The following is a 12,253-nucleotide window of genomic DNA, read 5'->3' on the forward strand; positions in this document are numbered from 1 at the left end:
CTCCCCGAGAGGGTTCCCGCGCCGCCGCCGCTCCCCGCCCTGCCGATACCCGTCGAGCGCGCGCCGCGCATCCCGCGGGCGATCGTCCTGCCGGACGGCGAGCGCGTCCCGATCGACGGCACGCTCCTGGTCGGCCGCGGCCCCCGCACGGAGCGGGTCGACGCCGGGCACCTGCCCGTCCTCGTGCCGATCGCCCAGGCTCCGCGCGACGTCTCACGCAGCCACATCCGCATCTGGACGGATGGCACGCGCGTGCAGATCGAGGACCTCGCGACCTCGGGCGGCACGGCGCTCATCGACGCGAGCGGCGTCGCGGTCCGCCTGGTCGCCGATCGTCCCGCCGAGGTCGGTCCGGGCGCGACCGCGGAGCTTCCCGGAGGCGCCCGCATCCGCTTCGTGGAGGACGAATGAGCGCGCATTCGGACCCCGACGACGAGCGCACGCGCGTCACCGGACGGACGCAGCCTCTCGACGACGAGAGCACGCGGATCGTGGATCGGCGAGGACCCGGACCCGTCGTCGACGAGCCCGACGACGGCACGCTCCTCATGGACCGCAGCGCAGCGCCCTCCGTCCCCGACGAGCCGGACGACGGCACGCTGCTCGTGCGCCGTTCCGGTCCCGGGGCTCCCGCTCCCCAGACGGAGGACAGCACGCGGCTCACGCGACGCTCGGCATCCGTGCCGCCGGCGGCACCGGATGCCGGGGCCGCGCCCGCGGCGCCCTCTGCGGCCGAGCCGGACACCGTGCCGCCGGCTTCTGCGCCGAGCTCCGGGGCGACCGAGGAACCCGACGACGGCACGCTGCTCGTGCGCCGCACCCCGGCCGAGCCGGACGACAGCACACGCCTCACCCGCGCACCGACGCCGCCGGAGGAACGCACCCGCCTCACCCGTCGGCCCGCGAGCGCGCCGACGGACGCCGCCGACGACAGCACTCGTCTGGGCAGTCGTGGTTCCGGCGCAGCAGACGCCGAGGGGAACACGCGTCTGGCCCGACGGCGTGAACGCGGCGATGCTCCCGCCGACGGCACCGCGCTGTCGCCGCGCACCCGCCGGGGATCCCGGTCGGAGGTCGCTGCGCCTCCCGCCGGTGTCGTCGTCGCCCCGGCGCCACCGGCCGAGCAGCCCGCGACCGAGCGCTACGCCATCCGCACCGCGCAGGTGTCGGCGCCGCCGCCGGCCGCTGCATCCGCCTCACCCGGAGCACCGGCGGGCGACGGTGGCCTCGCCGCCCGCATCGCGCGCCGCCGGGTCCTGCGCACCCGGCTGACGGTCCTCCTCTCCGGCGCCGCTGCGCTTCTGGTCGGCGCGATCGTGGGCCTCGCCCTCCTGATCACCCTCTGACCCTGGAGTCCGATGTGAAAGCCTCCCCTCTCGGTCCCTGAGCGAGGAGCGACTCCGAGACGAAGGGGCGCGGTGCTCCCGTTCCGCAGGGGCCCGAGGAGCCGACGGCGCCGCACGCGATAGCATCGAAGGCTGTGTCCACGCCCGAACCCGTCATCTCGTACCCGCCCGAGCTGCCCGTCAGCGCCGCGCGGGACGAGATCGCGCGCGCCATCGCCGACCATCAGGTCGTGATCGTCGCCGGCGCGACCGGTTCCGGCAAGACGACGCAGCTGCCGAAGATCTGCCTGGAGCTCGGCCGCACCCGCATCGCCCACACGCAGCCGCGCCGGATCGCCGCCCGCACGATCGCCGAGCGCATCGCGAGCGAGCTCGAGGTGCCCCTCGGCGGGGCGGTGGGCTACAAGGTGCGGTTCACCGACAAGGTCTCCGCCGACACGAGGATCTCCCTGGTCACCGATGGGATCCTCCTCAACGAGATCCATCGTGACCGCCTGCTGCGCCGCTACGACACGATCATCATCGACGAGGCGCACGAGCGGTCGCTGAACATCGACTTCCTGCTCGGGTATCTGCGGCGCATCCTGCCCGAGCGCCCCGATCTGAAGGTCGTGGTGACCTCGGCCACGATCGACCCGGCGAGCTTCGCCCGCCACTTCGCCGCCCCCGACGGCACTCCCGCTCCCGTCATCGAGGTGTCGGGGCGCACGTACCCCGTCGAGATCCGCTATCGCCCGCTCGTGGACGGGATGCAGGACGCGGAGGCGGAGAACCCCGAGGATCCGGGACGGACCCCCTCCCGAGACCGAGGTGTCCTGCGTCCTGCACGCGATGCCGCGCCTCCCGAGGAGGACGAGGTCTCGGCCATCGTCTCGGCCCTGCGGGAGCTCGACGGGGAGGCCCCGGGCGACGTGCTCGTATTCCTCCCAGGCGAAGCGGAGATCCGCGACGCGGCGGACGCCGTACGCGGCGCGTATGCGAAGGAATCCTCCCCCACCGAGGTGCTGCCGCTGTACGGCCGGCTCTCCGCGGCCGAGCAGCACCGGGTGTTCGAGCGGTCGACGGTCGCGGGCGTGCGCCGGCGCGTCATCCTCGCCACGAACGTCGCTGAGACGAGCCTGACGGTGCCCGGCATCCGTTACGTCGTCGACGTCGGCACCGCTCGCATCTCGCGCTACAGCAATCGTACGAAGATCCAGCAGCTGCCGATCGAGGCGATCTCGCAGGCCTCGGCGCAGCAGCGCTCCGGGCGCGCCGGACGCACCTCGTCGGGCATCGCCATCCGTCTCTACGCCGAAGAGGACTTCGAGCGCCGCCCCGAGTTCACCGAGCCCGAGATCCTGCGGACCTCGCTCGCCTCGGTCATCCTGCAGATGCTCGCGCTCGGCTTCGGCGACATCACGGCCTTCCCGTTCCTCACCCCGCCCGACTCCCGCGGCGTGCAGGCCGCGTTCGACCTGCTCGTCGAGCTCGGCGCCGTCCGCCGCACCCGGCAGGGCGCGAGCCTCACCGCCGTGGGCCGCGAGATCTCGCGGCTGCCGATCGATCCTCGCTTCGCGCGGATGCTGCTCGCCGCCCGTGACGACGCCGTGCTGCCGCAGGTTCTCGCGATCGTCGCCGGGCTGTCGATCCAGGACGTCCGCGAGCGCCCCGAGGAGCGCCGCGAGGAGGCCGACCGCCTGCACGGGCGCTTCGTCGACCCGACGAGCGACTTCCTCACCCTGCTGAACCTGTGGAACCACCTGCGCGCGCAGCAGGCCGAGCTCGGCTCGAGCGCGTTCCGGCGGCTGTGCCGCGCGGAGCTGCTGAACTACGTGCGCGTGCGCGAGTGGTTCGATGTGCACCGCCAGCTCGCACAGCTGATGAGCCTGCCGCGGAAGGATGCGGATGCGACCGCTACGGCCGACCCCGACACGGTGCATCGCGCCATCCTCGCCGGCCTCCTCTCGCACATCGGCGTGCTCGACGAACGGGAGAAGCCGCGCGACGGCCGTCCCGCGCGGCCCGAGTACCGCGGCGCCCGCGGGGCTCGGTTCGCCCTCTTCCCCGGGTCGGGGCTCCGCAAGAAGCGCCCACAGGCGGTCATGGCCGCCGAGCTGGTCGAGACGAGCCGCCTGTTCGCGCGCACCGCCGCCGCGATCGACCCCGCGTGGGCGGAGCCCCTCGCCGGCGACCTCGCCAAGCGGCAGCTGAGCGACCCGCACTGGTCGAAGGATGCGGGAGCCGCCGTCGCGAGCGAGAAGGTCACCCTCTTCGGGGTGGAGATCATCCCTCGCCGGCGCGTGCAGCTCGCCCGATTCGACCGCCCGCTCGCGCGCGAGATGTTCCTGCGGCACGCGCTCGTCGCCGAGGAGTGGGAGGTCTCCGGCCTCCCGAAGCCGCTCACCGCCTTCGCGCGCCGAAACCAGGATCTGCGCCGGCGCCTCGAGAAGGTCGAGGAACGCGAGCGGCGGCGCGACATCCTCGCCGGCGACGAGTCCGTCTACGCGTTCTACGACGCACGCCTCCCCGCCGAGGTGGTCGACGTGCGCTCCTTCGAGGTCTGGTGGAAAGAGACCTCGGTGCGCTCGCCGCGACTGCTGGATCTCACGGAGGACGATCTCCTCGACGGCAGCAGCCGGGCCGACGAACGGGACTTCCCCACGCGATGGACGCAGGGCGATCAGGTGCTCTCGCTCGCCTACCGGTTCGAGCCCGGCGCCGCCGACGACGGCGTGACCGTCGTCGTGCCGATGGCCCTGCTCGCCCAGATCCGCCCGGACGGCTTCGACTGGCAGGTGCCGGGCATGCGCGACGAGCTGATCACCGCCCTCATCCGAGCCCTCCCGAAGGCCATCCGGCGCCACGTTGTGCCGGCCGCCGACTGGGCCGCGCGCTTCTCGGAGGAGCTCGCGGGGGCGGGTCCCGAGCAGCACGGAGGACTCCCGCGCGACACCCTCGTCGCAGCTCTCGCCGCTCGCATCCAGCGGGTCGCGAGCCAGCCGGTGACCGCCGCCGACTTCGAGCTCGAGCGCGTGCCGGGTCACCTCATGGTCTCGTTCCGCGCCGTCGACGAGCGCGGACGCGCAGTGGGGTCCGACCGCGACCTCGCCGCGCTGCAGGCCCGCCTCGCCGATCGCGCCCGCACCTCGGTCGCCCGCTCGCTCGCTCGCCCGCGCGCGTCGGCGCCGAGCGCCGTGGCCGCCGCATCCGTCGCGCCGGCGGAACGCTCCGGACTGATCGACTGGACGATCGACGAGCTGCCCGCCCAGGTCGACTCGAAGGTCGCCGGCGGCGTCGTGCGCGGCTATCCGGCACTGACCGACGAGGGCTCGAGCGTGGCGCTCCGGGTCGAGGCGACCCCCGAGGCTGCCGCTCGCGCGACACGTGCCGGGGTCCGGCGTCTCGTGCTGCTCGCGGTGCCCTCTCCTGTCTCGTACGTGCTCGACCACCTCACCTCCGCCGAGAAGCTCGCCCTCACGACATCGCCCTACCCGAACGCGAAGGCGCTCGTCGAGGACGCCCGCGTCGCCGTCGCCGACGCGGTGATCGCCCGCCTCGCCGCCGACGGCGTCGTACGGGACCGCGCCGGATTCGAGCGGCTGCGCGACGCGTTCTCCGCGGCGGTCACCGACGATCTGTTCGGCGCCACCTCGCTCGTGGCCCGCATCCTGCTCGGCGCCCGCGAGGTCGACCGCGCGGTGAAGCAGCAGAACTCGCTGACGCTGCTCGGCGCGCTGGGCGACGTGCGAGGTCAGCTGGAGGGCCTCGTCTTCCCGGGGTTCGTCTCGCGCACCGGGCTCGCGCGCCTGGCGCATCTCCCCCGCTACCTGCAGGGCGCGAAGGAGCGCGTGGAGGCCCTCGCCGATCAGCCCGGCCGCGACCGCGCCCGGATGACCGAGCTCGAACGGGCGGCTGCCGTGTTCGCCGAGGCGGGCGGCACGATCCCGCCGGCTCCGGATGCGTCCGCCGCGCTGGTGCGCGCGCGATGGCTGCTGGAGGAGTACCGCGTGAGTCTGTTCGCGCAGCGCCTGGGCACGGCCGAGCCCGTCTCGCTGCAGCGGATGACGAAGGCCTTGCGGGAATAGACCCGGACGGGGCAGAGTTGCGGGCGTCATGGCACACGCGATCGTCTACTCCGAGCTCGGCGGCCCCGAGGTCCTCACCCTCACCGACATCGAGGTCCCCGCCCCGGGAGAGGGGAAGGTCGCCGTCCGCGTCGAGGCGGCCGGCGTCAACCCGATCGACGGCAAGCTGCGCTCGGGGCTGCGCGCCTCCGGTCCTCTCACCGCGCCCCGTCGCGTCGGCAGCGACGGCGCCGGAGTCGTGACCGCGGTCGGCGAAGGCGTCGACGGCTTCCGGCCCGGCGACGAGGTCGTGGTCTTCGGTGCGAGCGGTCTCTACGCGAGCGACGTCGTGGTCAAGGCCTCCTCCGTGCAGCCCCGGCCGCCGCAGGTGAGCGCCGCCGCCGGTGCGGCGCTCGGCGTTCCCGTCGGGACCGCGTACCAGTCCCTCCGTTCCCTCGGGGTCGGAGCGAACGACACGCTGCTCGTCCACGCCGGCTCCGGCGCCGTCGGGCAGGCCGCGATCCAGTTCGCGGTGCTGTGGGGTGCGACCGTCGTCGCGACGGCCTCGCCCGCCCGCTTCGACCGCATCCGCGAGCTCGGCGCCGTCCCCGTCGCCTACGGCGAGGGTCTCGTCGATCACGTGCGCGAGGCGGCGCCGGACGGCATCACCGTCGCGTACGACGCGGCCGGCACCGACGAGGCGATCGAGGCCTCGCTCGAGGTCGTCGCCGACCGCGCACGGATCGCGACGATCGTGCGCGGGGCGGATGCGGCGGGCTTCGGCATCCGCGCGTTCTCCGGCGGCAGCCCCGATCCGCTCAGCCCGCAGCAGCTCGCCTGGCGCGCCGAGGCGGTTCCGGTGACGCTGGCGCTGCTGGCCGCGGGGACGTTCTCGGTCGAGCTCGGCCCCGCGCTGCCGCTCACCGACGCCGCCGAAGCGCATCGACTGCTCGCCGCGGGCACCCCCGGCAAGATCACGCTCGTCCCCTGACCCGAAAGTCTCCGCTGTCGGTCCCTGGGCGAGGAGCGAAAGCGACAAGACGAAGGGGCGCGGTGCGCCCGTCCGGTGGGGCGGTTCGTCTCGCTGCGCTCCGAGACGAAGGGTCGGCGGGGCGCATGCGGCGTGCCGGGACGGGACCTGGGCACGCCCGGGCGCGTCAGTCCGCGGCGGGCTTCGCCCGGCCGATCTGCCACACATAGGGCGGCGGCGTGCCGTTGATCGCCCAGTCCCCCACGATGCGCGCCTTGAACACGACGGGGTTGTGCGATGCCGCGGTGCGGGCGTTCCGCCAGTGCCGGTCGAGCTGCTTCGTGGTGCTGACGGCCGATGCTCCGAGGGCGTCGAAGACGTCGCTCGTCGCACGCTGAGCGAGATCGACGAGAACCACCTGGGCCTGTGCCGAGTCGAGCTCGGCGGCCTCGTTCGCCGCCTCCTCGGCGAGCCGGTCGCCGTCGAACCGTGCGAGGTAGGCGCGCTGCGCGGACTCGGCGGCTCGCACGACGATCGCCGTCGCCGCCCACCCGCGCGACGTGGCCGTGCCGACGACCTGCTGGATCTGCGGGTCCTCCGGCCACCGGGCGGCCGCACCGTGGCTGTAGACGCGGGTGCGGGCCGCCGCCTCGGCCGCGACCTCGCGCGCCGCCGCCCTCGCGCTGCCGGCGAGCACCGCGAGCAGCACGAGCTGGTAGAACGCCGTCTGGTACGCGAAGCGCTCGCTGAACGGCGTCACGTCCTCGGGGGCGACGACGGCGCCGTCGAGCACGACGGTGCCGCTGCCCGTGGTGCGCTGGCCGAAGCCGTCCCAGTCGTCGACGTGCGTCACGCCGGGCTGCCGCGCCGGCACGAGCGCGATGACGTCCTCGTCGGTGTCGTCGCGACGCGCGAACACGTCGATCCAGTCGGCGTATATGCTGCCGGTCGCATAGAACTTGCGCCCGTCGACCACCAGCGCACCCTCCCTCTCGCGCACGCGGGTGACGACGTCGCCGATCTGCACGTCGCCGATCTCGGTCCAGGCGTTGCCGGCGATCTCCCCCGCCACGAATCGGGAGAACCAGACGCTCTGGTCGGCGACGGCGTGGGCGTTCAGGCGGTCCTCGACGAAGGCGAAGTGGCCGCGCAAGGCCTGCGGCAGGTTGGTGTCCGCCTCGGCGAGATCGGTCAGCAGCTCGAACAGCTGCGGCAGCGAGACGCCCGCGCCGCCGTGCGAGACCGGCACGCGCACGGCGCCGAATCCCGCGTCGGCGAGCGCCCGGATCTCCTCGTGCGCGAGCTCGCCCGAGGTCTCCCGGGCGGCCGCGCCCTCTCGGATGCGGTCGAACAGCGGCCGGAAGCGCTCGCGCAGAGCCGCGATGTCCGCACCGGTCGACAGGTCGGCACGGGTGGAGACGTCATCAGTCATGGGGGATCCTTCCTGGCCGCAGCCTCGCCGATCTTCGCACCCGGCCGCGGCGTCGGCATCCCGGGAGAAACATGGCGCAATGCACCGATCCGCGGCTCCCCGCGCCCGCCGGCCTCAGCGGCCCGGCTCGCCGACGCCCAGCGAAGGAGCGCCCCCTTCCGCCAGCGCTACGGCATCCGTGTCTCACTTATGCAGCAGAACGCTCCCGAAGCCCTGCACAACCGAGACACGGATGCCGAAGACGCCCCGCTCAGTTACCCGAACGGCGCTTGTTGTAGACGTCGAACGCGACCGCCAGCAGCAGCACGAGACCCTTGACGGCCTGCTGCCACTCAATGCCGATGCCCATGATCGACATGCCGTTGTTCAGCACGCCGATGATGAGACCACCGATGATCGCGCCGCCGATCGTGCCGACGCCGCCCTGCACCGCCGCACCCCCGATGAACGCGGCCGAGATGGCCTCGAGCTCGAACCCGTCGCCCGCCTTGGGACCGGCAAGGTTCAGCCGGGCGGTGAAGATGAGGCCTGCGAGGGCGGCGAGGAAGCCCATGTTCACGAACAGCCAGAAGTCGACCCGGCGGGTCTTGATGCCCGAGAGCTCGGCGGCGTGACGGTTGCCCCCGATCGCGTAGATGTGGCGGCCGAACACCGTGCGGTTCATGACGATGCCGTACACCATCACGAGGATCGCCAGGATGATCAGCGTCACCGGCACGCCCTTGTACGACGCGAGGGCCCAGGCGAACCATCCGATGACCACCGCGATGAGCGCGAGCTTCGCGATGAACCAGGCGAGGGGCTCGACGTCCTGGCCGTACTTCTGGCGCCCGGAGCGCGTGCGCCACTGCTGCACGACGAGGGCGACGATCGCGACCGCGCCGATCAGCAGCGTGAACAGGTCCGGATCGGATTCTCCGAACACCCCGGTGAGGAACCCGTTCCCGAGCGCTCGGTACTCGGTCGGGAACGAGCCGATGTTGGAGTTGCCGAGCACGACGAGCGCGAGCCCCCGGAAGATCAGCATGCCCGCGAGCGTCACGATGAACGCGGGGATGCCCACGAAGGCGATCCAGAACCCCTGCCAGGCGCCGACCAGGGCGCCGATCAGGAGCGAGAGGATGACGGCGAGCCACCACGGCATCCCCATCTTCACCGCGAACACGCCCGACACGGCGCCGATGAAGGCGGCGACCGATCCGACCGACAGGTCGATGTGACCGGCGATGATGACCATCACCATGCCGATCGCGAGCACCAGGATGTACCCGTTCTGCACGATCAGGTTCGAGATGTTCTGCGGGCGCAGCAGGATGCCGTCGGTCAGGATGGCGAAGAGGGCGACGACCGCGATCAACGCGATGAAGATGCCGTTCTTGCCGAGGTCGCTGAGCACATGGGTGAGCCAGCGTGTGAAGCGGTTGTCGGGCGGATTGACGAGGCCGCCGGCGGCCTGCGAGTCGCCGGGGCCGGGAGCGGGGGTGGGGTTCGACATCGTGAGTCTCCTGCGGGCCCCGTCAGCGGGGCTTCTCCATGGTCATGAGCTTGAGGACGGATTCGGGAGTGGCCTCATCGATCGGCAGCTCGCCGGTGATGCGGCCCTCCGAGAGGGCGTAGACGCGGTCCGAGATGCCGAGCAGCTCCGGCAGCTCCGACGAGATCACGATGATCCCCTTCCCGGCCGCGGCGAGCTTGTTGATGATCGTGTAGATCTCGTACTTCGCTCCGACGTCGATGCCGCGGGTGGGCTCGTCGAGGATCAGCACGTCGGGATCCGAGTAGATCCACTTCGACAGCACGACCTTCTGCTGGTTGCCGCCGGAGAGCTTGCCGGTCTTCGCGAGCACGTTGGGAGCCTTGATGTTCATGCTCTTGCGGTACTCGTTCGCGACCTTGAACTCCTCGTTGTCGTTGACGAGTCCGGCCTTCTCGAGCTTCTTCAGCGACGCCATCGAGACGTTGCGCTTGATGTCCTCGATCAGGTTGAGACCATAGGTCTTGCGGTCCTCGGTCGCGTAGGCGAGCCCGTTCGCGATGGCCTCAGAGACCGATCGCATCTTGACCTCCTTGCCGCGCATGAAGGCCTTGCCCGTGATTCGAGTGCCGTAGCTGTGGCCGAACAGGCTCATCGCGAACTCGGTGCGACCGGCGCCCATGAGGCCCGCGATGCCGACGATCTCCCCGGCATTGACCGTGATCGACACGTTGTCGACGACGACCCGGCTCGGATCCTGCGGATGGTGCGCGGTCCAGTCCTCGACGCGGAGGAGCTCCTCGCCGATCTGCGGCTCGTGGTCGGGATAGCGGTGCTCGAGGTCGCGGCCCACCATGTCCTTGATGATGCGGTCCTCGGTGACGTCGGACTTCGAGATGGTCTCGATCGTCTTGCCGTCGCGCAGGACCGTGACGGTGTCGGCGACCTTCTTGATCTCGTTCAGCTTGTGGCTGATGATGATCGACGTGATCCCCTGCCCCCGCAGGCTCAGGATCAGGTCGAGCAGGTGGTCGGAGTCCTCGTCGTTGAGCGCCGCGGTGGGCTCATCGAGGATGAGGAGCTTCACCTCCTTCGAGAGCGCCTTCGCGATCTCGACGAGCTGCTGCTTGCCCACGCCGATCTGCTTGACCTTGGTGGTCGGGTTCTCCTTGAGGCCGACGCGCTTCAGGAGCGCCGCGGCCTCGTAGTTGGTCTTGTTCCAGTCGATGACGCCGAGCGCGTTCTTCCGCTCGTTGTTGAGGAAGATGTTCTCGGCGATCGACAGGTAGGGGCTGAGCGCCAGCTCCTGGTGGATGATGACGATGCCCCGGGCCTCGCTGTCGCGGAGGTTCTTGAACTGCACCTCCTCGCCGACGTAGACGATCTCGCCGTCGTAGGTTCCGTACGGGTAGACCCCCGACAGCACCTTCATCAGCGTGGACTTGCCCGCGCCGTTCTCACCGCAGATCGCGTGGATCTCGCCGCGCTCGACGGCGAAGTTGACGTTCGCCAGCGCCTTCACGCCCGGGAACGTCTTGGTGATGCCGCGCATCTTGAGGATGTGCTCAGCCATCGTTTCTCCTTGCCGGATCGGGCCCGGTCGGGCGGCTCACGCCATCCGACCGGGCCGTCACGTGCGGGTGTCAGCCGTCGATTTCCTCTTCGGTCCAGTAGCCGGAGTCGATCAGCGTCTCCTGGATGTTGTCCTTGACCACGATCACCGGGTCCAAGAGGTACGACGGGACGACCTTCACGCCGTTGTCGTAGTCGGTCGTGTTGTTGACCTCGGGCTCTTCGCCCTGGAGCAGGGCGACCGCCATGTCCACGGCCACCTTCGCGAGCTCACGCGTGTCCTTGAAGATGGTCGCGTACTGCTCGCCGGCGACGATCGCCTTGACCGAGTCGATCTCGGCGTCCTGGCCGGAGATGATCGGCCACTCCGCGCCCACCGAGTAACCGGCGCCCTCGAGTGCGGAGATGATGCCACGGGAGATACCGTCGTAGGGCGAGAGCACCGCGTCGACCTGGGTGCCGTCGGAGTAGCTCGCGGTGAGGATGTCCTCCATGCGGCTCTGGGCGGTTTCGCCGTCCCAGCGGAGCGTGGCGGCCTGCTCGAACGAGGTCTGGCCCGACTTCACGACGAGGGTGCCGTCGTCGATGAGCGGCTCGAGCACGTCCATCGCGCCGTTCCAGAAGAACGTGGCGTTGTTGTCATCGGGCGAACCGGCGAACAGCTCGATGTTGAACGGGCCCTCGGGCGCGCCCTCGATGGGGGTGCCGTCCAGCTCGACCAGGCCGAGTCCGTTCAGCACCGACCACGCCTGCTGCTGTCCGACGACGAAGTTGTCGAACGAGGCGTAGTAGTCGACGTTCTCGCTGTCGCGGATGAGGCGGTCGTAGGCGATGACGGGGATGTCGGCGTCGGCGGCGTTCTGCAGCACCTCCGAGAGGGTGGTGCCGTCGATCGAGGCGACGATCAGGGCCTCTGCGCCCTTGGTGATCATGTTCTCGATCTGCGAGACCTGCGTGGGGATGTCGTCCTCCGCATACTGCAGGTCCACCGAGTAGCCCTGCTCCTCGAGCGCGGCCTTGACGGCGTCGCCGTCCTGGATCCAGCGCTCCGAGCTCTTGGTGGGCATCGCGACGCCGATGAGGCCGCCGTCTCCGCCGCCCTCACCGCTTCCGCTGCCGCCGCCCCCGCCCCCGCATGCGGAGAGCATGAGGGCGCCGGCGGTCAGCGTGGCCGCGGCGAAGAGGATCTTCTTGGCTTTCACTGTCGTTCCTTTCCAGATGACTGCACTGTCTTGGTGTTCTCAGTTGTGACCGCGCCCGGATGGGCTACCGGCGGTCGTCGGTGTTCTGTCCGTAGACGTTCTGGTAGCGGTGGTAGAGGCGATCGATGGCCTCCTGCGGGATCGGCACCAACGGACCACCCTCACGAGCGATCTGCACCGTCCGAGCGACGTCCTCGACCATCACCGCGGC

The 12,253-nt window shown here is 71.1% G+C and carries 7 protein-coding genes and 2 pseudogenes; 4 read left to right on the plus strand and 5 right to left on the minus strand.

Features of this window, described 5'->3' with window-relative positions; translation table 11 throughout:
- From GVL03_RS17875 to GVL03_RS17890, 4 genes and pseudogenes are all read left to right on the plus strand, one after another.
- Positions 1 to 411: pseudogene (locus tag GVL03_RS17875) on the plus strand (hypothetical protein); the annotation flags it as partial.
- Positions 408 to 1,346: a hypothetical protein gene (locus GVL03_RS17880; protein WP_159502368.1), complete on the plus strand. Its 939-nt coding sequence runs from the start codon at positions 408 to 410 to the stop codon at positions 1,344 to 1,346. The pseudogene GVL03_RS17875 and the gene GVL03_RS17880, both read left to right, overlap by 4 nt.
- 134 nt (positions 1,347 to 1,480) lie before the next feature.
- Entirely contained in the window at positions 1,481 to 5,413 is a 3,933-nt protein-coding gene (gene hrpA / locus GVL03_RS17885; RefSeq protein WP_159502369.1) for an ATP-dependent RNA helicase HrpA, read from the plus strand.
- Positions 5,414 to 5,441: 28 nt separating this feature from the next.
- Positions 5,442 to 6,383: an NADP-dependent oxidoreductase gene (locus GVL03_RS17890; protein WP_159502370.1), complete on the plus strand. Its 942-nt coding sequence runs from the start codon at positions 5,442 to 5,444 to the stop codon at positions 6,381 to 6,383.
- A gap of 166 nt (positions 6,384 to 6,549) precedes the next feature.
- Here the strand turns inward: GVL03_RS17890 and GVL03_RS17895 are convergent, their stop codons facing one another.
- The 5 genes and pseudogenes from GVL03_RS17895 to GVL03_RS17915 all read right to left on the minus strand — a co-directional run.
- Positions 6,550 to 7,794, minus strand: a complete 1,245-nt coding sequence (locus tag GVL03_RS17895) for an acyl-CoA dehydrogenase family protein (protein ID WP_159502371.1) — start codon at positions 7,792 to 7,794, stop codon at positions 6,550 to 6,552.
- Between the two features lie 250 nt (positions 7,795 to 8,044).
- Positions 8,045 to 9,289, minus strand: coding sequence for a multiple monosaccharide ABC transporter permease (gene mmsB, locus GVL03_RS17900; protein ID WP_159502372.1), 1,245 nt, complete (start codon positions 9,287 to 9,289; stop codon positions 8,045 to 8,047).
- 22 nt (positions 9,290 to 9,311) lie between these two features.
- Positions 9,312 to 10,841: a multiple monosaccharide ABC transporter ATP-binding protein gene (gene mmsA / locus GVL03_RS17905; protein ID WP_159502373.1), complete on the minus strand. Its 1,530-nt coding sequence runs from the start codon at positions 10,839 to 10,841 to the stop codon at positions 9,312 to 9,314.
- Positions 10,842 to 10,911: 70 nt separating this feature from the next.
- Positions 10,912 to 12,042 carry a multiple monosaccharide ABC transporter substrate-binding protein gene (gene chvE / locus GVL03_RS17910; protein WP_159502374.1) on the minus strand — a complete coding sequence of 377 codons (1,131 nt, stop codon included), beginning with the start codon at positions 12,040 to 12,042 and terminating at the stop codon, positions 10,912 to 10,914.
- Between the two features lie 64 nt (positions 12,043 to 12,106).
- A pseudogene (locus tag GVL03_RS17915) lies at positions 12,107 to 12,253 on the minus strand (L-ribulose-5-phosphate 4-epimerase); the annotation flags it as partial.

The sequence above is a fragment of the Microbacterium sp. 18062 genome (assembly GCF_902706225.1).
Classification (GTDB): Bacteria; Actinomycetota; Actinomycetes; order Actinomycetales; family Microbacteriaceae; genus Microbacterium.